Raw genomic sequence first — 22,201 nt, forward strand, 5'->3', positions numbered from 1 at the left:
GAAATATAAGAGAAAACAGATGGCCCCTGGGCCGACTTATTAGCGCAGTCGTGCAATGACCTAATCAAAGTTCTAATAAATTATCACCGGATGTATAGCAAAGTCACTACTTTCGTACGCGTATCGATAACTTTGATAAAAGCTATTCTGAATTGGATCGCTATCCATCCTGGGCGGGTACGCGATGTCACGCTCGGTTTGTACTTTCGTTTCCCTACCTCAACTGCATTCTTTACTGGAGACGCATGATGTCCCTCAAGATCCATCAAATCAATTTTGGAAACATGGAATTCGAGTCAAGCGGCCTTGTGATGTTCCGTTCGCCGGGCACCATGGTCACGATTCCGATTACGGGCTTCTTAATAACCGGCGGTCAGGAGCCTATTCTGGTCGACAGTGGACCGCGGAGCACTGAGCTGATCGATAAGCTGGGCTACCCGTTCGTGGTGACCGAGGAAAACTCGATTGACTACCATCTTGAGCAACATGGTTTGAAGCGGAAGGACATTCGCCACATTGTGCACACCCATGCTCATGTTGATCACGCCGGCGGTAGCTTCAACTTCCCGATGTCGACGCAGGTCACCCTCTCGCGCCAAGAGATGCAGTTCATGGCGTCTGGCATCATGGGGCCGGGCATGTACACTGACATCGACACCAAACACTTCATCGATCGTCTCCACACTAAAGGCGCGCTGCGACTCCTCGATGTCGATGGGACTTTCGAAGAGGAGATTATCCCAGGCGTTGCGGTGCGTCTCTCGGGTGGTCACACCCCGGGCTCGATCTCGATCATGGTAGAGACCGACGAAGGCATGGCGAACATCTGCGGCGACATCGCTTACAACTTGCAGGATCAGCTGATCGACCCAATCATTGAGCGGGCCGCCCATGAGCCCAATATCACCGGTAACAGGGCGATGACGACGCTAGAGGAGAAGCGGGCGATCAAACGCGCCCTCGCCGACAGCCGCTTTCTGCTGCCGAGCCACGACATCCCTGCGTTGATCGAAGGCGGCAAGGTGGTGGGCCTTGCCCACGGTTCTATTTCAGATCCGTTGATCGATGTAACTAAGGCGAGCAGCTATACCCTGTTACCGATCACCGCCGACTTCGAATCCGTGGCTTGATCTGCGCGGGTGCGACGATAAAGGCGAACCAATCCGATGGGACGCACCACGCCGCGACCGGGCTTCGCCGCACTTGCCCGTCAGCGGGATTACCTGCGCTGTCGACGTCGCCAACAACCTCTAGAGCCAACCGTATTCCATCGATGGCACCCGAGATCTGGGTAAGTCCCGGGTGACCGTTCCCACTCGGCCTGTCATCGCGAGGGGAGGATCGTTCTTCGACCGCTCGCCGTTCGCCTCCGTAGTCGCTGGAACCGCGCAGTCCGGTGCGGTCCTGGTCATGTTGCAGACCGGCGATGTCGGGGTGTTGCCGCGCCGAGCCCGGATCTGCCGTATCGTGACGTAGCCCCCGGCCAGCATATCTTGCGCACGGGCAACGCTCGGCATCCTCGTGGACCGTCCGTAGGGGTGGTGTCCGGCTAGCCCTTAGATGGAACATTCCCTTTCCCGTTGCAGCGTGCATGACGCTACTTACGGGCGCGGTGATGCGTCGACGCTGCCGCGCGCCCTGCGGCTCTCTTCTTCGCGCCTCTTGCGCTCTGCGCATGTGCAGGGATCTGCCGCACGCGTACTCATAGAGACCAGAAGATGTGCAATCCGGTGCTTGCCGGGGAAGCACGGGTTCGCTGAACAGGTGTAGCGCCCCGCCCACAAGCAGCCGTCCATTGGACGCGCCCGTGGGCAGCAAGTCGGGGTTCAGCATATGGAAGCAATCATCAGGGTCTCGACAAATGCATCGCCGATTTTAGCACCAGATAGGCTCGCAGCGGAGAGATTCTCCCTTGTGCACAAAAGTCGAGCAAAGGAGTCGCGCCGCTTAGGCTTCCTGCACCGGAGCGAAGATTGCTCCGCCCAAATCGCAACAAGAGCTAGATGCCTAGTGGATCAATGCGTGACGCTGCCTCATCCAGGTCGCATTTGCGGCCGGCTCACGTCAGGAGCAGAGACCCTATGCGCTCGACAGCATTGCGCCCGGATGCTCCAAGCGCTTTCTATACGATGTGGCCCAGATCTCGATATCGTCCCCGCCGATCCCCACCCGGTCTAGAACAGCCCGAGCCGCATCGAGCCCAAGTGGCATGGCGTTGTCGATGACCGGCGACAAGCCGACTGCCGCGAATTTCTCGGCTTCCGCCACGGTGTCGACGATTGCAATCCGGGTGAGGTCAGGGAAGAAGCGGCGAGCCATCGGCGTCAGCCCGGTGGATTGGTCCAGCGACGGCGTGGTGAGGATGCTGAGCTGTCTCCCGCCCATCGCGGCGGGCCCCAGAACCTGGGATCTTCAAGACTACCGAACATCACATGATATCCGTCTGCGACGGCTTCGCGCAGACGTTGCGGATCGTCCTCGATGGCGGAATAGCCGATTCCGAAGGCGTCCAAGGCGTCGGCGATGGACCGGCCCCGTTCGTCGAGCCCGACGATGAGCACAGGCTCGACGACCTCGAGCGGAATAAGCTCGGCCTGCGCGCGCGAAGTCGCGCGGCGTCTGAGCTGCCCAGCGAGGATCCGCCCCGCAGTGGCCAGATTTGGAGCAATAGCGAGCGTGAGCGCAACCGCAGCGATGATGACCGCGCTACGCGCCTCACCGACCAGTGCGCGCACCTGCGGCAGGCTCAGGATGACGAAGGCGAACTCGGAGCCCTGCGCCAGCAGGAAGCCCAACTGAGCCGATCCGGGAATAGACCAGCGGAAGACTAGGCTCGCGCAGGCGTTCAGCACGATCTTCGTACAAACGATGATGCCGGCGACGACCAGAACCTCCGGCCAGACCCGACCCAGCGAGACGACGTCGAGCGACAGGCCGACAGATATGAAGAAGAAGCCGAGAAGAAGCCCACGGAACGGCTTGATCTCGGACTGGATGATTGCCCGGTACGGCGTCTCAGACACCATCATCCCACCCAGAAATGCGCCTAGCGTCAGCGAAAGGCCGATCGATCCTGTCGTCCAGCCGGTAGCGAGGGCTATCAGGAGTGCGACCGCGGTGAAGACCTCCTCGTTGCGATTGCGGGCAACAAGTTCAAACAGCGGTAGGACAAGGTACCGAGCACACACCACCGACACCGCGAAGGCTGCAACCGCCTTCGCGAGCGCCAACAGCACGGCGGGCCCGACCGCATCCCCGGTCCCAAGCGCGGTGGCGAAAATAAGAAGGAAGATCGCCGCGATGTCCTGAAAGACGAGGATCGCGGTCGTAGTCACTCCGACCGGACAGCCCTGCTGGTGCCGCTCGACGATGATCCGCACGACCACCGCCGTCGATGACAAGGAGAGCGTGGCCCCGACAATGAACGCTGCCAACGGGGGCAGACCGAATAGCACAGCCATCGCCCCCAACCCGGCAGATGCGAAAATCACCTGCGCCGGGCCGAGGCCGAAGACGTCGGTCGCCCTCTCCTTCAGATGGCTGAGCGAGAAGTGAAGGCCGATGTCGAAGAGCAGGAGCACGACCCCGAGTTCGGCCAGTAGACGGATCGGCTCAGTCGACTTTGCCAGACCGGTTGCCGCCAGCACGATACCGATCGCCAAGTATCCGACGATGGCGTTCAGTCCCACCATTCGCGTGACAATCGCGGCGACGACCCCGAGCGCAAGCAGCAGGACAACGGGCGCGAGCGCCGCAAGAAGCGCGTGCTCCACAGCGGTGCCTAGTCGAACTTGTATTCGGACAATCCGATCGTGACGAGTTCGGGCTCGCTCATCGGGATATTGCTTGGGGTGTTTGGGACGATGCGCATCTCAGAGTAGAGCGTGATGCCCTCCACCTCGACGGGGCCGGTGAGATAATGCGCGGCCGAGTTGTTGCCCTGAATCTCGACGTCGTAGTCGTGGCGACGAAGCAGGCCATCGGTGTCGAAATAGTAGTGCTGGACGCGGCTGTGGGTGGCGATGCTTGAAGGGAACTCGACCCTGACGCGACGCCACATCTCGCCATTCTCACTCCATGGATCGACTTCGGTGCACACCACGCCCGGCCGCGCGAGGATAAAGGGCGCAGTCAGATAGGTCCACATCGCGTAGCCGGCGAAATAGCCAAGCTGCGGCCGGCTCCACGGCGTCTCCATCTCGAACCCGGCGAACGACGGCCGGGGATCGGCCAGTTCCTCGACGACCGCTCCGGCATCGTTCTCGATCACCACCTGGTCCGGCGTGAAGACGGAGTGATCGGTGGTCGGGGCGAAGGGCCAATGCGTCGCCCACTCCCTGTGGAGATCGATCTTTACATGCGCGTCGGCCAGCGTCTCGCCCTGACCCTTCAGGCCCCAGAGGAGGCCGCCCTGCTTTAGGCGTGCGGTGAGGAAGTGAAACTTGCTCAAGCGGTCGAGGCCGCCATGCGCCTTGATGGCGAAATCGACGAGATCGGACATGGAAGACTCCCGGTTCGAAGGAAAAAGCCGGCGCCTCACGTCTCGGACGACGGCGGGATGGATCCGTCCAGCCGACCACCAACACTCGCCGCCGCTACAAACGGGGTGCCATCGGGACACCGTCCAAGCGACCCATACGCTGGTATGGCCACGGTCGAACTAGGTCCGGTTGCCGTGCGTGCGGCGCATCACCAGCGCACTTTGATCCTCGGCATGACCCTGCGGCGGAATGCATTCGAAAAGGAGATGATCATGGTCCTGCACCGGCCGATGCAGATCGCCAAGTGGCTGCGACACGAGGCTGCGTAGGCACTACTGGCGACAAAGCCTGAAATCCCGAAGCCTCGTCCGCCCGAGATCGGGACGTCGCCGATCGCTGCGTGGCCGAGCGACGCGATTGTCCCGCGATATGTGTAGCGGAATGGTTGGAGTTCGGCCCCGGCGAGATGGCGGGTCAGCGAGCGCGCGAGATGGGTCGCCTGCTGATGCGCCGCCTGCGCTGTCGCCGGCGTCGGCTTGGCCGCGCCCTCCTCGTAGCACGCGGCGCAGTCGCCGATCGCGAACAACCCATCGATGCTGCGACCGCTCGCTCCCGTGACGCCGAGCGTCGCCTTAACCCGGACACGATTGCCAAAATCGATCTTGATGCCCGGAATGGCGAGCAGAATGCTCGGTCCCTGTATCCCCGACACCCAGACGATCATGTCAGCCGGAATGTCGGAGCCGTTGCCGAGGACGACTTTCTCCGCCTCGACGCTTCTCACCTTGGCGCCGAGGCGCACCTGCACTCCATAAGCCTGGAGCATGCGTCGCGCGTATATTGACATGGTTTCCGGGCTTCCGGGCAAGGGACGATCCGCCATGTCGAGGAGCGTGACCTCCATCTGCTCGGGGCGCATAAGACTGGCCAGATCCGGATCGCGACGCCACGAGTTGCGCAGTTCGGCCGCGAACTCCACCCCGGTCAGGCCGGCACCCACGATAACGACACGCACACTGTTGGCGCGTCTGGCAGCCACCCTGGCGGACAAGGCGCGCAGACCGTCGTAGATCTGGTCCGCGCCTCGCGCTGGATCGAGCGTGTGACAGAACTCCCTAACGCCCGGCGTTCCGAAATCGTTCGAGGTGCTACCGACGGCAAGGACCGCGGCATCGTAGTCGACGGTGCGCTCCGGCAGGAGTATCCCGCCCTCCGAGGTGATACGATCATATTGCGCCGTAACCTCGGCGACCGTGATCCGCTTCGCGGACGGGTCGAGGCCTGACAGCCCGCCGAGCACGAATTCGAACCCGTGGCGGGCCGCCAGTTCGAAGAAGCTCAGTCTCTCATCGACGGCGATCATCACGCCGGTCGCTATCTCGTGGAGGCGCGGCTTCCACAGGTGGGTCGGACTGCAATCGATCAGGGTGACGCGCGCACCGCCATCGCGTTCGGCGGTCTTCGACAGCCGGATCGCGAGTCCGAGACCACCTGCCCCGCCACCGACTATGACGACGTGGGGAGCCTTCCCACAGCTCCGCCCTATCTGGCCGGCTGCGCGGGTCATCCTACCCACCCTGGTGGGAGTTTAAGCTGTCACTAAGGCAGCACATCACCTTCCTCCTTCAGGTCGTGGCTCGTGACCAACCGCGCCGTTGACCCCATAGCCAGCGGCTACTGCAGTGACTGCAATTGCCGTTCAGAGGCGCCGAGGCACACTTTCCTATCGTTCTACGCTATTCTTTTGGGCTGATGCGGACGCCGGCGGAGCGCGGGCCGTTGCCGATCATGTCCGGCAGATACCGCTTCCCGGGATACTTCGCTCGATATGCGTCGTCGATTACCCCTTCGAGGGGCGGATTGGCCGCGTGGAACTCCACCTGGAAAGTCTCACCTGCCACGACGATGCGTCCCTCGCTGCGGGCCATGGCGGCGCGATACCAGCGCGAGTTCGCCCCGTTCCACGGACGCACATAGAGTTCGCCATCGACCTGGACGCACCAGATCCACGTCGGTGTCCCGAAGGTCTTGCCGTCATCCCGAAGCGGGGCGACCTTCAGGTCGTCCGCTTCCACGATCCTGTCGAGGGTGCGTGCGGGCCAGTTCATCTCGGGTTCTCCTTGGTTTGCTGTGCCTGTGCCCATCAGAGCGAGGCCGTGATCTCGTATTTTGCGATGGCCGCCTCATCCCAGTTCACGTCGGTCCCCGGGCGACCGGACGCCGTCAGGTGGCCGTTCGCCGGGACGATCGGATCGGACAAGATCGGCAGCGCCCAATCGACCCACTCCAGCCAGTGGGCGGTGGGCGTGACACGCAGGACGTGCGCGGAAATCTCGGGATAGAGGTGGTTCGAGAGCTGCACCCCCGCGCTGTCGGCTATCGCGGCCGCACGCATCCACCCGGTCACGCCGCCAATGCGCATCAGGTCCGCCATCGCGTAGTGGACCGCCCCCGCCTGGACGAAGGTGAAGAAATCGCGCGGGCCGTAGAAGTTCTCGCCCACCTGGAGTGGCGTCCGGACCTTCGCCGCGAGGTCCACATATCCCCGGAGGTTGTCGTAAGCGATCGGCTCCTCGAGCCAGTAGAGACCAAGCGCGTCGAGGTCGCGGCACCGCCGGATCGCGTCACCGAGCCCGAGGGCCTGGTTGAAGTCTACCATCAGGTCGATGTCCGAACCCACGCCCTGCCGGACGGCGTCAATCGCGGCCAGATCGTCTGCGAGCTGCTCGTTGCCGAGACGCAGCTTCATCGCGCGGAAGCCCCCTCCGCAGCCAGGTCCGCCGCCTCTGCGCCCAGCGTTGACACCTCGTGGCGCCAGAGGCCGTTACTGTTGTAGGCGCGCACGGCGCCGACGCTGCCGCCGAGCAGGACCGCTAGCGGTTTGCCCGCCTCCTTGGCCAGGGCGTCCCAGATCGCCATGTCGATCGCGGCGATCGCGATGAGGGATATTCCGCCCACCCCGACGACGTTGAGCGCCTTTGCCTGGGTGAGGTAGCGGTCGTGCGGTGCCGCACTAGCTCCAGACAGGGTCGAGCCCAGATCGCAGATCTCGGCGAGGACCGCTCCGACCGACCCGGCTCGATACGGCGCGACATACCCCTGCCCTACCGTCCCGCCGCGCAGCGTCACGTCGACCAGCACAAGCGGCCATTCGTCAAAGCGGCCGATGCCGGCGATGACCGGGCGGCGTAACGGAACCGAGACCGCCCGAACGCGGACGCTCTCGATGACGGGCGGCGTCCGCACGGAATGTTCGGAAGTGGCGGCATGAAGCATGGGAGTAATATTCCTGCGACGGGCCATCTCTCGGACTGGATGACCTTGACCGGATTTGTGCCTCGTCGGCTCGATTACCGCATGCTGGACGCTGGTAGGGGCCGGATAGACCAGGGGCGAGGACATCCTCGGCGAGATGAACCCCGCGGCCCGGAGACTTTGGTCGGTCCCGGCCACACCTCAGTATGATACCGCCGCGACCGTCCCACAGGTTAAGTCTGCTTCAGCCCGAATGCCGGGAGACCACCCTTCCCGCGCTCAACGGACCACCCAAAGGCCTGCGCTCCGGTTTCTGGACGGCGCACGGATGAGGAGCACAACAGGTGACGAAGCAGACTTCCGGCGAGATTGAGGCAGCCCGGTTCCTCGGAACTCCCAGCGATCTCGGCGAGGACGCCACGCGCGACATCTCCGGTGCGCTTGGTGCCCTGCTCGCCGACGTGTTCGCGCTCTACCTCAAGACCAAGAATTTCCACTGGCACATGAGCGGCCCAAATTTCCGCGACTACCACCTGCTCCTCGATGAGCAAGCCGCCGAGATCTTCGCGATGACCGATCCCATCGCAGAACGCGCGCGAAAGATCGGTGGCCAGACTATCCGATCGATCTCCGACATCGCCGGTCGCCAGCGCCTCCTCGATAACAACGAACGGTTCGTGGATCCCCAGGACATGCTGGCCGAGCTGCATGGCGACAACAAGCAGGTCGTGACGGAGATGCGCCGCGTCCACGAACTGTGCGACGAGCATGCCGACATAGCGACCGCCAGCCTGGTTGAAGTGTGGATCGACGAGAGCGAGCGTCGTGGCTGGTTTCTCTGGGAATGCGCGCGGAGCCGTCAGAGCGTCTGAAGGGCGATCGTCGGAACACAGCCGCGCAGGACGCGTATCCTTTCAATTCCCGCTTTCAGGAGTTCCTATGTCCAGAACCGTAGCAGACGTGATCGTCGAGACGCTCGAGCAGGCCGGCGTCAAACGCTGCTACGGCGTGCCGGGTGACACTCTGAACCATGTGACCGACTCGATCCGTCGGAGCGATATCCGCTGGGTGCACGTCCGGCACGAGGAAGCCGGTGGCTTCGCGGCTGGCGCTGAAGCAATGCTCACCGGCGAACTCACCGCATGTGCGGGATCCTGCGGACCGGGCAGCCTCCATTTCATCAACGGTCTTTATGAAAGCCATCGGAACCGTGCGCCGGTCGTGCTGATCGCGAGCCAGATCGTGCGCGATGAACTGGGGTTTGATTTCCCGCAAGAAGTCGACTTCAAGCAGGTCTATGCGGGCTGCAGCGTGTTCTGCGAGGAGATCCGCACGCCCGAACAGGCGCGGCGCATGACGGCGATGGCCGCACAGGCGGCGCTGGCCAAGCGCGGTGTCGCGGTCCTCATCGTGCCTGCGGACGTTTCCTCGTCGAAGGCACCGGACGAACCCGCCTTCGCCGTCCATCGCACGTCTCCGCGGATCCTTCCGTCGATCGCCGAGCTGCAATCGGCAGCGGAACTGATCAACGCGGGTGAGCATGTCGCGATCTACGGTGGCTCGGGATGCGAGGAGGCGCATAAGCAGGTGATCGCCCTGGCGAAGAAGCTGCAGGCCCCGATCGCGCACACCTCCCGCGCCAAGGACTTCCTGGAGCACGACAACCCCTATGTGGTCGGCATGACCGGCGTTTTCGGATCCGAGGCCGGTTTTCACACGCTGATGGAATGCGACACGCTCATCCTGCTAGGCTGCGATTTCGCCTGGCGGCAGTTCTACCCGTCGGCCGCAAAGATCATCCAGGTCGACATCGAGGGCACGCATCTGGGGCGGCGCCATCCCGTCGACCTCGGCCTGGTCGGGACCGTGCGGGACACGCTCGACGCGCTCCTGCCTTTGATCGAAGAGCGCGACGACACCGAGTTCCTCGACGAGTGCCTTGATCACCACGAGCGGGCGGTCGAGGCACAGGGCAAGCATGCACGCCTCGACGACCGCAACCTGATCCATCCGCAGTATCTCACCGAGGTCATCGCCGCCAACGCCGAGCCGGATGCAGTCTTCACAGCCGATGGCGGTTCCCCGATGGTCTGGCTTCTGAGGCACGTCCCGTCGACTGGCCGGAACCGGACGGTCATCTCGCTCACTCATGGCACGATGGCGAACGCCATGCCGCAGGCGTTGGGCGCTAAGGCCGCCTTCCCCGAGCGGCAGGTCGTTTCGCTGTCCGGCGATGGCGGTATCGCGATGATGATCGGCGACCTGCTCACGGCCGTGCAGGAGAAGCTCGCGATCAAGGTCTGCATCTTCAACAACAGCTCGCTGGGCTTCGTCGAACTGGAGCAGAAGGTCGAAGGTCTCCTCGACAGCTTCACCGACCTTCACAATCCCGACTTCGCCGACGTGGCTCGCGCCATGGGCCTTTGGTCCCGCCGGGTCGAGAAGAGCAGTGATCTCGATGGAGCGGTGCGCCAATGGCTCGCCGAGCCGGGTCCGGCTCTGCTGGACGTCGTCACGGATCGCTACGAGCTGGTCATGCCGCCCAAGATCGAGGCCAAGCAGATCTTCGGGACGGCACTCTACTCGGCAAAGGCGATACTCGCCGGTCGGGGGGAAGAGGTCGTGGGACTGATCAAGAACGCAGTGACCTGAGCGGCACGTGGATCATGTCGCCCCCGGCATCCAGCAGGCCGCCGGCGCGCCGGAACCACCTGTGCCGATCCCATCCGATCGTCCGCACGCCCCCGACCTGAACGGGAGCTATGCGGATGATCGGTCCGAGCCCCTGCGCGACGACGTCTCCCTGCCCGAAGCCTTCCGCTCGATCCCCGTCCCCAAGGGCGCGATCGGGGTGCGGCGTCTTGCGGCCTTCATCGGCCCGGGCTTCCTCGTCGCCGTCGGCTACATGGATCCGGGGAACTGGGCGACGGACATCGCCGGTGGTTCGGCCTTCGGCTACTCCCTCCTGAGCGTCATTCTGCTTTCGAACCTCATGGCTATCGTCCTCCAGGCGCTCTCCGCACGCCTCGGGATCGCGACCGGACGAGATCTCGCCGCGGCCTGCCGCGAAGCCTATGGCCCCAGGGCCGCCATACCGTTGTGGCTGCTCTGCGAAGCCGCCATCGTCGCGTGCGATCTCGCCGAGGTGATTGGCACCGCCATCGGGCTTCAGCTGCTGTTCGGGATACCGCTGGTGTGGGGCGTCTGCCTCACAGCCCTGGACGTCCTCGTGATCCTGGCGCTCCAGCAGCGTGGGTTCCGGAAACTCGAAGCGGTCGTTATTTCACTCATCGGACTGATCGCCGTCTGCTTCGTCTACGAACTCGCGGCGTCGCGTCCGTCGATGACCGGCATTCTCGGTGGCTTCGTGCCACAAGCCGAAATCCTGTCGAACCCGGCCATGCTCTACATCGCGATCGGCATCATCGGGGCGACGGTCATGCCCCACAACCTCTACCTCCACTCGGCAGTCGTCCAGACGCGCGACTACGCGCGGGACGGCACCGGGCGCCGCGAGGCGGCGCGCTGGGCGACCATCGACAGCACCATCGCACTGTGCCTGGCGCTCTTCATCAACGCGGCGATCCTGATCTTCGCGGCCTCGGCGTTCCACACCACGGGACGAAACGACGTCGCCGAGATCCAGGACGCCTACAAGCTGCTTTCCCCGACGCTCGGCGCCGCGGCCGCCAGCACGCTCTTCGCAATCGCCCTCCTCGCGTCCGGCCAGAATTCGACGATCACAGGCACGCTGGCGGGTCAGATCGTGATGGAGGGCTTCGTTCGGATCAGGCTGGCCCCGTGGCTGCGGCGCCTCATAACCCGTGGGCTGGCGATCGTGCCGGCAGTGATCGTCGCCGGCATATACGGGGAGAGCGGAACGGCGCGCCTGCTGGTGCTCAGTCAGGTGGTCCTCTCGCTCCAGCTTCCGTTCGCCGTGGTCCCGCTGATCCAGTTCACCTCGGACCGCACGAAGATGGGTGACCTCGTCAGCCCGACGTGGCTCAAGCGCCTGGCGTGGCTCATCGCCGCGCTGATCATCGCGCTGAACGTAACGCTGCTGGTCGGAGTGTCCGGGCTGGCCTGATCGTGCAGCCGGCAGAGCCACCCACCGATCCGAACAGGAACACGCATCCGGTCAGTTGGCGGGCGTTCGTGGAGTTTGCGCCCGTGGCAGCCTGAACGAGATCTTCGCGCCGCCGAGCGCGGACGTGCCGTCGAGCGTCAGCGTTCCCTGATGGAGCGCGACGATGGACCTGCTGACCGTCAGGCCGAAGCCGGCACGACCGGCGGCGCCGGGGACCAGTTCGGTGAAGGCGTTGGCGACGTCGGACGCCGCTATGCCCGGGCCGCTGTCGCTGACCGAACACTCCACGCATCCATCGTCCACGAGGATGTCGACGGCGACCTCCCGCACGACGCAGGCCGAGCGATCGACGGCCTCGATGGCGTTCATGAGGAGGTTGACGACGACCTGCCCGATCTGCGCCCGGTCCATCGAGACGCAGTCGTCACATCCCACCAGCCTGGTCGCAATACTCACGCCCGCAGCCTTCGCGTCGCCTTCGACCAGCTGGATGGCGGCGTTGACCACCTCACGCATCCGCTGCGGCGCGAGGACCGGTGCATGGCTCATCGCCATGCTCCTCATGCGTTCGATGATGCCGCGTGACCGCACGGCCGAGGAGAGGATGCGGTCGAAAGCGTGCCGCGCCTCTTCGATCTGGGGTGCATCCTTGTCCAACCACCGCACACCGGTCATCGCCATAGCGGCGATCGCGACGAGCGGCTGACTGATCTCGTGGGCGAACCAGCTCGACAGCTCGGTCAGGAGCGAGAGCCTATAGGATTGTGCGAACTGCGCCTGGAGGCGGATGAGGTCGGTCTGGGCGGCGACGCGATCGCCGATATCGACCATCCCGATGATCGACGCCCGCCGTCCGTCCTCGCGCACGGAGGCGCTGGCGAGGATCACATCCCGCCTGCCACCGTCCAGCATGTCCAGCTCCGTCTCGCACTCGTGGTTGATCGCCTGCATCCCGGCGATCAACGTCTTGATGAAGACGTCGGGTCGGCTCCGCCAGGCGAACGCAACCGATCCTCCCACCAGCTCGGCTGCCGAACCGGCTCCCAGTATCCGCACCGCCTCGGGGTTGACGTCCTCGATGATGCAGAGATCCGCAGCGCGTTCGAGCAGCCCCGGGTTCTCTTCGAAGAAGGCGGCGAGATCCGTGTCGGAATCCACGCCGAGTTCCGCGTAGAAGGGCGACAACCGGTCACCGTTCACCCTGCAGAGGCCGAGAGGAAGATTCCGGAAAAGAGTGCGCTGCAAGGCGACGGTGTCCGCCGCCGCATCCTTGGCAGGCGTCAGCCCGCGCAGATCTGTGCATTGCACCGCGACGCGCACCTGCGACCCAACCCTCTGGGAGGCGCGCGCGGTGAAGATGACCGGAAAAGGGTCGCCGTCGATCCGACGCAGCCGACCCTCTCGCCGCACGACGCCGTCGCTTCCCCGGCTGCCGAGACGACATCGAGGAATAGATCGCGATCCGCATCCGGACAGATGGCCAGCGGGGTGAGACCGCGCACGGCGGCCTCCGGCCAGCCTATCAGCTCCAGAGCCGCCCGGTTGACCGAGACGAGGCGGGTGATGCCGAGAAACCACGCAGGATCACGGGCATCGGGATCGAGCCTCGGCGATCCGGCGAACTCCAGCAGTTCGGTGACGTCCAGCTCCATCGCGCAGACCGCCATACCGTCGTCAGACACGCGCGGCCCGACACGCTTGGTTCCCGATGCCCTGGCGGCAACGAGCGAAGTCACCGAAGGAGCACGTGGCGGCACGTCGGTTGAGAGCACCTGCGTCATGCCGTCCACGTCGTTCCCCGCAAGTATTCATTGAAGTCGGCGCACAGCCGCATCGTGTTCCTCACCTTGCCTCCACCTCTGCGGTCGGCGGAATCCCGTCACGAAGTCGGAAGCAGTGTATTCGGAGTGCAGGCCCGCGTCGTCCCATACACCGGTATGGGCGCGGAAGTTTCTTGACCTGACGCGTCTAATGGACCCAGCCACCTCCAAGGCTCCTGTAGAGCGCGATCACCGCCGTCACACGCGCAGACCGGTTCGAGAGCGCCTGCAGCCGGACCTCCAGCAAGGAGCGCTCGGCATCCAGCTGTTCGAGATAGGATGCGTATCCCGATCGGTAGCGACGTCGTGCCAGATCAAGGGCGGTTCTGGTCGCGACGACCTGCCGATCGAGGGCATCCTGCTCCTCGGATAGCCGGTCCACTCCCGTCATCGCGTTCTCGACTTCCTCGAAGGCCTTCAGGACGACGCCGCGATACGCGAAGGCCGCCGCGTCCCGGCGCGCCGCCGCCGCGTCAGATTGCGCACGGAGCTCTCCACCCTGAAAGAGCGGCGCCAGGATGGAACCGCCGAGTGAGAACAGGCTGATGGGATCGCCGAGGAGCGTGGACACCACGCCCCCGCCCGCCCCGCTGATCTGGAGTGTCGGGAGGAACCGGGCGCGCGCCGCGTCGAGACTCCGGTCGGTCGACGCCAGCCGCATCTCGGCCTCCGCAATGTCCGGTCGCCGCCTGACGAGTTCGGAAGGCAGCGCGCTCGGGATCGCGACGTCCAGCATAGCTTCCAGCTTCTCGCCCCGGGGTATGTCGCCTGGTATGTCCCCCACCAGCACGCTCAGCGCGTTCTCCTGCTGGGATATCGCCCGCTTGGTGGAAGGCACGAGACGTGCCGCCGCCTCGAGGGCAGATTGGGCCTGCGCCAGTTCCAGCTTCGAACCGTATCCCGCGTCGGTCCGCCGGCGGATCACTGCGAGCTCGAGCTCCCGCGACTTCACCGTCTCCTCGACGAGGAGCAGTTGCTCGTCCAGACCGCGAAGCAGCGCGTAACCGGAGACGACTGTCGCGATCAGCGAGATGCGCGTTGCGTCACGAGCGAACTCGCTCGCCTGGAACGCCTTGCGGCTCGCGTCGGACGTCGCGGAAATGCGTCCGAAGAGATCGACCTCGTAGGAGATCGTCAGCTCGCCCGTCGCCTGAGTCTGGTCCACGTCGACCCCGAACGGGTTGACGCTGCGAGATCTGCCTCCCCTTCCGTCGACACCGATCGAAGGCGCGAGGCGGCTTGCTGCGGATCTGAACTGGGCGCGTGCCTCGGCCACCTTCGTGCCGGCGAGCAGCAGGTCGGTGTTCCGCTCCAGCGTCCTGGCGACGAGACCGTCGAGCACGGGATTATGGAACTGCTTCCACCAATCGACATCGATCGCGGTCGGCACGCCGCCGCCACCGCGCCATGCCTCGGGAGCATCCACCCTCGACAGCGGAGGCATGGCCGGTCGAGGCCCGGCGCACGCCGCGAGGACCGAAGCGATGCAGAGCGCTCCGAAAGCCTTCATGGCGTGACCGAAAGTTCGACCCGCGCGTCCACTGACATGCCCGGCCTCAGCCGTGCAGCCAGTTGCTGGCCAGGATCGATGCGGATGAGGATCCCGAGCCTCTGCGGCACCTTCACGAAGTTGCCGGTGGCATTGTCGGGCTTCAGAATGGCGAACTCCCAACCTGTCGCCGGTGCGATGTGCGACACCCGGCCTGAAAGACGGCGGCCACCAAGGGCGTCCACCGCGATCGTGGCCCGCTGGCCGATCGCGATCCGGTCGGTCTGGCCCTCCTTGAACTGGGCGATCACCCACCGTTCCGGGGGCACGATCTCCAGCAGCGCGGTGCCGTTCGTCACGAACTGGCCGCGCCGCACGTGGATCTCCCCGAGCTGCCCGGCCTCGGGCGCCCGGATGATCGTGTGAAGGAGATCGATGCGGGCCAGCCGCAACTGGGCCTGTGCGACCTTCACCTGCGCTTCGAGGCCGCCCCGGCCAACGTCGACCGTCTTCAGATCCTGCCGCGCAATCTCCGACTTGGCGGTCGCCTGCCGCAGGCCAGCTTCCGCCTGCGCGAGCGCCGCAGCCGTCTGGTCGCGCTCCCGGATGGAGATCGAACCGTCGCCTACGAGATCCGTCGCGCGGGCCATGTCCGCCTTCGCGCGGAGAAGCTGCGCCGACGCATCCGCCGCAGCGGCCTCCTCGCCGGCTATGCCCGACGCCCGCGCCGCATGCGCCTGCCGGCTGTTGGCGAGCGCGGCGATCTGGACATCGAGGTTCGCCTCCGCCTGCTCGACGCGTGCGCGATAGATGTCGTCGTCGATGAGCGCGAGGACCTGCCCTGCCGCGACGGTGTCATAGTCACGGACCAGCACTCTGTTCACGTAGCCACTGACTTGTGGAGCCATGATGACGGTCCTGCCCCGGACCAGGGCGTTGTCCGTCATCTGGGAGTTCCCGGAGAAGGGCCCGATGCCCCAGACCTGAAGCACGATCGCGACCGCCAGCAACAGAGCGAGCGCCAGCAGGATCGTCACGACCGGCTTCTGCCGCGGCGGATGCCAGGGTCCGGTCGTGCCGGACGTATCCGGTTCGGGAGATGGAGCGCCCGACGCGGCCGCCACAGCTGGTTGCGGAACGTCCGTCATGCCGGGACCTGCGAGGCAGCAGTGCGGTTCCGAAGCCGATCGCGCAGGGTCACCCCGGCGATGAAGATGCCGATCCCGAAGGCGATCACTGTGACGACCCAGAAGGCGTCGTTCAACGCCAGGACGCTCGCCTGGCCGTTCAGCGCCTGTCCGAGCAAGGCGTTCGCCTGCTGAGATCGGGTGACCGGATCACCGATGCGCGGTGCGAGATGCTGGGCATAGCCGCCGACGCGCTCGATGAAGGCCGGGTCTCCGGTGGACAGAGCTTCGGCCAGACGTTCGGAATGAACTCTCGTGCGCATGACCTGGATGCTGCCGAGCAGCGCGGATCCCGCCAGTCCACCGACGTTCTGCGTGGTGCTGAACAGGACGACGAAGCTGACGAGGTAGTTCGGGCCGCGCTTGATGATGTGGCCGATCCCGAACATGAGCGCCGGACCCAGGAACAGCGTCGTGCCGAACCCGAGCAGCGCCTGGCTGAGATACAGCTCCGGAGGCCGGGTGAGGCTCGTGGAATGCGTGTCCAACCATGCACCCAGGCCGATGATGAAGGCGGCCGCCATGATCATCGTGACGATGCGCTCCGCCTTCAGCGTCAGCGCGACCGTGGCGATCCCCGCCGCCATCGCCACGAACACCGTCGCGAAGAGGGGGTGGAGCTGGTCGCTGGTGAGACCGCCGAGCGAAAGGAGCCCCACCGCGGCATAGGTCTGCTCGCTGAGACCGAGCCGAACGACGACGGCGATGAGCATGAAGAAAAGGATGTCGCTGGTGCCATACCAACGCACCCAGAGGAGAGGCCTGGCGCGCTTGTCCTCGATCAGAAGCGCGAGGCCGAGCAATGGGATCGAGGCCGCCAACGCCCAGCCGAGCCAGGCTGCATCGGTCCACCAGTAGAACCGGCCGAGGGAGAGCACGGAGCAGATCAGCAGCATCGCCGTGATCACCAGAACGGCGGTGACCGCATCCAGCGGCTCGAACGCCTTCCCGCGCTCCACCGGGGGCAACGGGATCAAATTGAGCATCGCCCAAGCGCCCAGCGCCATGGCGAACTCGATCATGTGAAGCCCCTGCCATCCCATCGGCGCGATGGCCGACAGCGGAAACATCCGGGCGAGCGGCACGGCCAGCTGCGGGAGGCTGAAGCCCACGACCGCCGCGATAGGACGCATCTTCACCGGGAATACCTGGAAGATGTTGTAGAGGGACAGCGTCGTGAGGCCGCCGGCGGCAATCCCGCTGATCGCACGCGCGAGGATGGCCGTGCCCAACGAGGGATGGAGGATCTGGCTAATCTGGGCCAGCATTAGAGCACCGAGGACCACGTGCATCGTCGCCGTGATGCCGAACTGCATCCTCGCCTTCACCAGCATCAGGTTCGCGGTGGCGTTGAAGGCGACGTAGACCGCCAGCAGGAGATTGGCTTCGGCGACGTAGAGACCCATGTCGCCAGAGATCGACGTCAGATTGGCCGTGATCATGCCGTTGCCGAGGCCGCTACCGAGCGCCATCACACCAGCCGAGGCGGCGTAGAGGACCCGATTTCGACGCGTGTGCCTCGCGGAGTAGGGAGCACCGGGGAAAAGAGGCTTCTCCTCCGGTGAAAAGCGATATTCGGAACGTGCGGCAGTCATGGACGTGGCCCCTCACACCTTTCGCACCGCCCGATGGACCAGGCGCTTCTATCGCGAAGGTCGACAGATTCCGGACGCGGACCGATATCGGCAATCTAGACGACGGTATGTCGGGGCCGGCACTTCGGACGGTGCCGCAGGCCGACCCCGGCCCGATCAGAAGCGGAAGCCGACGCCGCCGATCACCTGGTTGCGCGAGAAGTCGTCGGAATAGTTCGAGTAGCGATATTCGCCGGTGACGAAGAAGTTCTGGGTCAGCGCGTATTCGACGCCCGCGCCGAGCCGGAAGCCCGAACGGTTGTCGCGGCGGTCGAACGCGGCTGCGGCGCTACCCGTCGCGGGGGTGAAGCGATCGGTGAAGCGGGCGTTCGTGTAGCCCGCCTTGCCGTAGAGAAGGACGCTCGGCGTCACGACATAGCCGATGCGGCCACCGGCATAGAAATCGCGATCCGCACGCTCGCAGCGACGTCCAGCCCTCTCAGCGTAGCACGATTTCTGCGTGGTTCCCGTCACTTCGACCTCGGGGGCCAGGCGCACGTTCCCGATCGCCACGTCGTAACCGGCATTGCCGCCATAAACGAAACCCGAACCATTCTCGCCGTCATGATCGATGCGGTCCCAGCCGCCGATGACCGTGATGCGCGGACCGACGAACGGCTCGTCGGCCTGCTGTGCGAACGCCGGGGCGCTGAAGCCGAGGACGGACACCGCAGCCACGGCAACGAAAATCTTCTGATACATGGGAGACTCCTAGATGTGCCGAACGCCGGCCACTGGAATCAGATTAGCAAGTTGATCGACGGGATATTACAATACCAAGGTAATGGATATAACAAGTAACGCAGACAAACAGCGATCCTCCGTGAACAAAAGACTTCAGAACGGCTATGTACACATTTTCATATACCGAGGTAGCAACTCAGGAAACATTGGGATGTCACCGGACCACTACTCCGGCGGGCCAACTAATACGACGGTATGATGGCCAGCGCTGGTCTGACGCCGCATATCTGTCGTGCTCCTTCCCCTAGGAGCATCCTCTCCAAGACTAGGGGCGGCCCTCACAGGCCGCCCCATTTTTCCGTCGGATGCAAGATCGGGATCGCGACTTGGTGTCCGACCGAAATCCAGCACCGCGAACGGCTGCGCCTGCATCGCTGGCGGCTCAGGCAGTCTCGGTGAAGTCGAACGACCCCCGGCCGACGGCGATCAGCGCCTCCATGTCCGCCATGTGCTGGGTAGCGGGGGCGGCGGTGGGCATGTCGGCGTCCGTCGTCAGCACCCAGGCGCCTTTCGTCAGCGTGCGGTGCACGGGACAGCGGTCCGCGATCTCCAGAAGACGGCTCCGCTGCGCAGGCTCCACCTCGCCTTCGAATTCGATCCTGCGGGTGAACACGTCGGGCGGATCGCATACCTCGTCCCGGCGGTGCCCGACCGCCGTGCAGCGCACCTTCACGTCCCACCCCTTTCGCTCGATGTAGAGGAGCAGGGTCATGGTGGTGCACGCGGCTAGTGCGGACGCGAGAAGCTGATAGGGGCTGGGACCGGACCCTAGACCACCTGCGGCCACCGGCTCATCAGCCAGAAACTCAGCCCCTCCCGCCGAGACGGCGAGCTGGAACCGGCCCTCCGCCGTCTTCTCCGCGATGGCCTCGTCCAGACGCTGGTCGATCTTCATGCAAGCTCCCTTCGCAAGATCGCGGGTCATCCGCGGTCGCAGACCTGACCCATGATAGTAATCGCCGTCGACGAAAACGCGGTAGTCGGGCGTTCACCGGTCCACATTGTGAAGCGGGTGCCAGGGCTGGCGCTCTCCCAGGCATGCTGACCACCGAGCTTGCGCGACACGGCCTGGATGATGTGCGAGCCGAGCCCATGCGTCCCGCCGTGATGATGTCCGATGCCGACGCCGTCGTCCTCGACGGCCAGCATCCAGTCTCCGGAAGGGGCAACGTCGAAGATGACGCGGATCTCTCCAGGGACGTCGACCTTGTAGGCGTGCTTGCAGGCATTGCCGACCAGCTCCGTCACGAGGATGGCGAAGGCCGCCGCGTGCTCGTTCGGAAGGTCGAAGTCGTCGGCCCTCACCGAGATCGTTCGGCAGTCGCGGCTGTCGGTCACCAGTGCGCGAAGGGACTCCGCGAGATCATCCAGGAACACGCCCAGATTGATCGTCTCGAGTTCGACCTCCCGATAGAGGCGCCGATGGACGCTCGCCACGGCCTGGATGCGGCGCTGGGTCGCAGCGAGCACGCCGGCGGCGACCGGATCGTCCACACACCGGCTGTCGAGTTCGACGATTGCCGCGATCAGCGCCAGATTGTTGGCGATGCGATGGTTCATCTCGGACACCGCCAGGACGTCTTCGGCAAGGTGCAACGGGCGCGGGTTCATTGTCGTCACTCCACTCAGCCCGATCAGCAGTGGCCATCCGGGCGCGGGAAACCAGCGGACCCGATCCGCGTCGGGCGTCACCTCCTCGCACCTGTGGACTGGCGCCCCCGAAAGGCATTAGCTCACAGTGACTTCGATAGCGCGTCGGCGCCGAGGGGTGCACCGGAACACCGGCGTGGCCCCTCCATACATTGGTATGGCGTCGGGAACCCGGTTCGCCCGCAGCAAATAGGCGGGTGGACTTATCTGCCGATGTTAGGGTTCAGATAGTCCCAGACCTGCGAGATCACCACGGAGCCCTCGCCAACCGAGGATGCGACCCGCTTCACCGAGCGTGCGCGAACGTCGCCCACGGCGAAGATACCCGGACAGGACGTCGCGAACGAGGACGCCCCCTGCGCCGCCTCCCCGGTCACCACGAAGCCCTTGTCGTCGAGCTGGACGAGATCGGCCAACCAGTCCGTGTTCGGAGCGGCGCCGACCATGATGAACAACGAGCAGGCGTCGATGCTGCGCTCGGCACCGTCATCTGCATTGCGCACGGTCACTCGGTGCAAGCGCTCCTCCCCTTCCAGGGCCACGACCTCGGCTCCGTATTCGATCGTGATCGCCGGATCGGCCTCGAGCCTGCTGGACAGGTAGCTCGACATCGATGCCGCCAAGCTCCGTCCGCGGACGAGCAGCGTCACGTGACGGGCCGAACGGCTGAGATACATGGCGGCCTGGCCGGCGGAGTTTCCGCCGCCGATCACCACGACTGACCCGTCATGGCAACTGCGCGCCTCGTTCTCGGTCGCGGCGTAGTAGACGCCCGCGCCTTCGAGTTGCGCGAGCCCCTGGATCGGAAGGCGCCGATACTGCACCCCCGTCGCGACCACGACGGCCCGCGCTCGGACCCGCTGGCCGTTGTCGAACGTGGCGCAATAGTCTCCGTCGTCCAGCCATTCGAGCACGCTGACGCGCCGTGGCACGACGAACCTCGTGCCGAACTTCATCGCCTGCACTTCGCCGCGCCAGACTAGATCCGCCCCGGAGATGCCGGTCGGGAATCCCATGTAGTTTTCGATCCTGCTCGACGTCCCGGCCTGACCGCCAACAGCGGTATCCTCGACCACGAGAGCGCTGAGACCCTCGGCACCGGCATACACGCCGGCCGCCACCCCTGCCGGACCGCCGCCGATGATTACGACGTCGAATACCTCGTCATCGACAAGGTCACGCCCGAGCCCGAGCAGACGGGCGATGGCCTTGGGGGTCGGATCCTCGACGACCGTCCGGCCGAATATGACCATAGGGCCGGATGCCTCAATCGCGCAACTGCGGGCAGCGTGAGCCGCCTCCTCGCTACCTGCTGGGAGCGAGGCGAAGGGGATCCGGTTGCGGCTCGCGAAATCCTCGATGCGCCCGATCAGCCGATCCTCGCCCGCGCCGATCAGGATGAGCACGCTGTCCCTGGTGTCGAGCTGACGTCTGCGCCTGGCCGCGAACACCGTGATGATGATGTCCGACATCTCCGGGATGTGTGCCATCAGTCGCAGCATCTTGGCACGATCGACCTCGATGACCTGTGTGGGCTTCGAGGTCCGGAGCAGCATCGTCCAGTTGCCGCCGTCCAGGAAGGCGATCTCGCCCATGAACTGGGCGGGGCCCAACGTGGATGCGAGGTGCCGCTCCTCGGTGAGCGGATTGACGACCTCGATCTCGCCATCGATCACGTAGATGAAGCGATCGGCCGGCTCGCCCGGCCGCGCGAGGAACACGCCAGCGGGATATTCACGAACGGAGCCGGCTTCCCGCAGGGCATCGACGTGCGAAGGCAGCAGCGGGGTCCGCTGCATCTCCTGAAGATCTCGGCCTATCGTCTCCATTCAACCGTGCTCCCGGATGCAAGCC

Annotated in this window: 20 protein-coding genes; 4 read left to right on the forward strand and 16 right to left on the reverse strand. The window is 64.7% G+C overall.

All coding sequences use genetic code 11. The features are described 5' to 3' along the window. The first annotated feature begins 245 nt into the window (after positions 1-245). Positions 246-1,130 carry an N-acyl homoserine lactonase family protein gene (locus KZO24_RS27315; RefSeq protein ID WP_486488212.1) on the forward strand — a complete coding sequence of 295 codons (885 nt, stop codon included), beginning with the start codon at positions 246-248 and terminating at the stop codon, positions 1,128-1,130. A gap of 949 nt (positions 1,131-2,079) precedes the next feature. Here the strand turns inward: KZO24_RS27315 and KZO24_RS27320 are convergent. From KZO24_RS27320 to KZO24_RS27350, 7 genes are all read right to left on the reverse strand, one after another. After that, positions 2,080-2,319 carry a hypothetical protein gene (locus KZO24_RS27320; RefSeq protein ID WP_486488213.1) on the reverse strand — a complete coding sequence of 80 codons (240 nt, stop codon included), beginning with the start codon at positions 2,317-2,319 and terminating at the stop codon, positions 2,080-2,082. A gap of 5 nt (positions 2,320-2,324) precedes the next feature. Further along, a complete protein-coding gene (locus KZO24_RS27325; protein ID WP_486488214.1) occupies positions 2,325-3,773 on the reverse strand; it encodes a cation:proton antiporter domain-containing protein in 1,449 nt (482 codons plus the stop codon). Positions 3,774-3,781: 8 nt separating this feature from the next. After that, the gene (locus KZO24_RS27330) at positions 3,782-4,501 is read right to left on the reverse strand and encodes a hypothetical protein (protein ID WP_486488215.1); all 720 of its coding nucleotides are present in this window, start codon (positions 4,499-4,501) and stop codon (positions 3,782-3,784) included. 188 nt (positions 4,502-4,689) lie between these two features. Continuing rightward, positions 4,690-6,048: an NAD(P)/FAD-dependent oxidoreductase gene (locus KZO24_RS27335; RefSeq protein WP_486488216.1), complete on the reverse strand. Its 1,359-nt coding sequence runs from the start codon at positions 6,046-6,048 to the stop codon at positions 4,690-4,692. Between the two features lie 169 nt (positions 6,049-6,217). Then, on the reverse strand, positions 6,218-6,589 hold the full coding sequence (locus tag KZO24_RS27340) for a DUF2255 family protein (RefSeq protein ID WP_486488217.1): 372 nt from the start codon (positions 6,587-6,589) through the stop codon (positions 6,218-6,220). A gap of 35 nt (positions 6,590-6,624) precedes the next feature. Further along, positions 6,625-7,230 carry an enolase C-terminal domain-like protein gene (locus tag KZO24_RS27345; protein WP_486488218.1) on the reverse strand — a complete coding sequence of 202 codons (606 nt, stop codon included), beginning with the start codon at positions 7,228-7,230 and terminating at the stop codon, positions 6,625-6,627. After that, the gene (locus tag KZO24_RS27350; protein ID WP_486488219.1) at positions 7,227-7,757 is read right to left on the reverse strand and encodes an enolase-like domain-containing protein; all 531 of its coding nucleotides are present in this window, start codon (positions 7,755-7,757) and stop codon (positions 7,227-7,229) included. The genes KZO24_RS27345 and KZO24_RS27350 overlap by 4 nt, the downstream gene beginning before the upstream one ends. 323 nt (positions 7,758-8,080) lie before the next feature. Here KZO24_RS27350 and KZO24_RS27355 point away from each other — a divergent pair, with 323 nt between their 5' ends. From KZO24_RS27355 to KZO24_RS27365, 3 genes are all read left to right on the forward strand, one after another. Next, positions 8,081-8,608, forward strand: coding sequence for a Dps family protein (locus KZO24_RS27355; RefSeq protein ID WP_486488220.1), 528 nt, complete (start codon positions 8,081-8,083; stop codon positions 8,606-8,608). A 67-nt stretch (positions 8,609-8,675) separates the two neighbouring features. Further along, positions 8,676-10,388, forward strand: a complete 1,713-nt coding sequence (locus KZO24_RS27360; RefSeq protein ID WP_486488419.1) for a thiamine pyrophosphate-dependent enzyme — start codon at positions 8,676-8,678, stop codon at positions 10,386-10,388. A gap of 133 nt (positions 10,389-10,521) precedes the next feature. Continuing rightward, positions 10,522-11,823 carry an Nramp family divalent metal transporter gene (locus KZO24_RS27365; RefSeq protein WP_486488420.1) on the forward strand — a complete coding sequence of 434 codons (1,302 nt, stop codon included), beginning with the start codon at positions 10,522-10,524 and terminating at the stop codon, positions 11,821-11,823. 51 nt (positions 11,824-11,874) lie between these two features. On the opposite strand, the gene KZO24_RS27370 is transcribed toward KZO24_RS27365, so the two are convergent. The 9 genes from KZO24_RS27370 to KZO24_RS27410 form a co-directional block, all read right to left on the reverse strand. Beyond that, on the reverse strand, positions 11,875-13,131 hold the full coding sequence (locus tag KZO24_RS27370) for a sensor histidine kinase (RefSeq protein WP_486488221.1): 1,257 nt from the start codon (positions 13,129-13,131) through the stop codon (positions 11,875-11,877). Continuing rightward, entirely contained in the window at positions 13,104-13,604 is a 501-nt protein-coding gene (locus tag KZO24_RS27375) for a PAS domain-containing protein (protein WP_486488222.1), read from the reverse strand. Before KZO24_RS27375 ends, KZO24_RS27370 begins: the two co-directional genes overlap by 28 nt. 187 nt (positions 13,605-13,791) lie before the next feature. Then, positions 13,792-15,153, reverse strand: coding sequence for an efflux transporter outer membrane subunit (locus tag KZO24_RS27380; protein ID WP_486488223.1), 1,362 nt, complete (start codon positions 15,151-15,153; stop codon positions 13,792-13,794). Then, on the reverse strand, positions 15,150-16,280 hold the full coding sequence (locus KZO24_RS27385) for an HlyD family secretion protein (RefSeq protein WP_486488224.1): 1,131 nt from the start codon (positions 16,278-16,280) through the stop codon (positions 15,150-15,152). The genes KZO24_RS27380 and KZO24_RS27385 overlap by 4 nt, the downstream gene beginning before the upstream one ends. Then, a complete protein-coding gene (locus KZO24_RS27390) occupies positions 16,277-17,791 on the reverse strand; it encodes an MFS transporter (RefSeq protein ID WP_486488225.1) in 1,515 nt (504 codons plus the stop codon). The genes KZO24_RS27385 and KZO24_RS27390 overlap by 4 nt, the downstream gene beginning before the upstream one ends. A 279-nt stretch (positions 17,792-18,070) precedes the next feature. Next, positions 18,071-18,655: an outer membrane protein gene (locus tag KZO24_RS27395; protein WP_486488226.1), complete on the reverse strand. Its 585-nt coding sequence runs from the start codon at positions 18,653-18,655 to the stop codon at positions 18,071-18,073. 424 nt (positions 18,656-19,079) lie between these two features. Next, positions 19,080-19,592 (reverse strand): OsmC family protein, encoded by a 513-nt coding sequence (locus KZO24_RS27400; RefSeq protein ID WP_486488227.1) that lies wholly within the window; start codon positions 19,590-19,592, stop codon positions 19,080-19,082. Between the two features lie 26 nt (positions 19,593-19,618). Continuing rightward, positions 19,619-20,389 carry a sensor histidine kinase gene (locus KZO24_RS27405; protein ID WP_486488228.1) on the reverse strand — a complete coding sequence of 257 codons (771 nt, stop codon included), beginning with the start codon at positions 20,387-20,389 and terminating at the stop codon, positions 19,619-19,621. 161 nt (positions 20,390-20,550) lie between these two features. Further along, complete coding sequence (locus KZO24_RS27410) at positions 20,551-22,176, reverse strand: FAD-dependent oxidoreductase (protein WP_486488229.1); 1,626 nt, start codon at positions 22,174-22,176, stop codon at positions 20,551-20,553. Positions 22,177-22,201 lie beyond the last annotated feature (25 nt).

The sequence above is a fragment of the Novosphingobium sp. NFX11 genome (assembly GCF_057376415.1).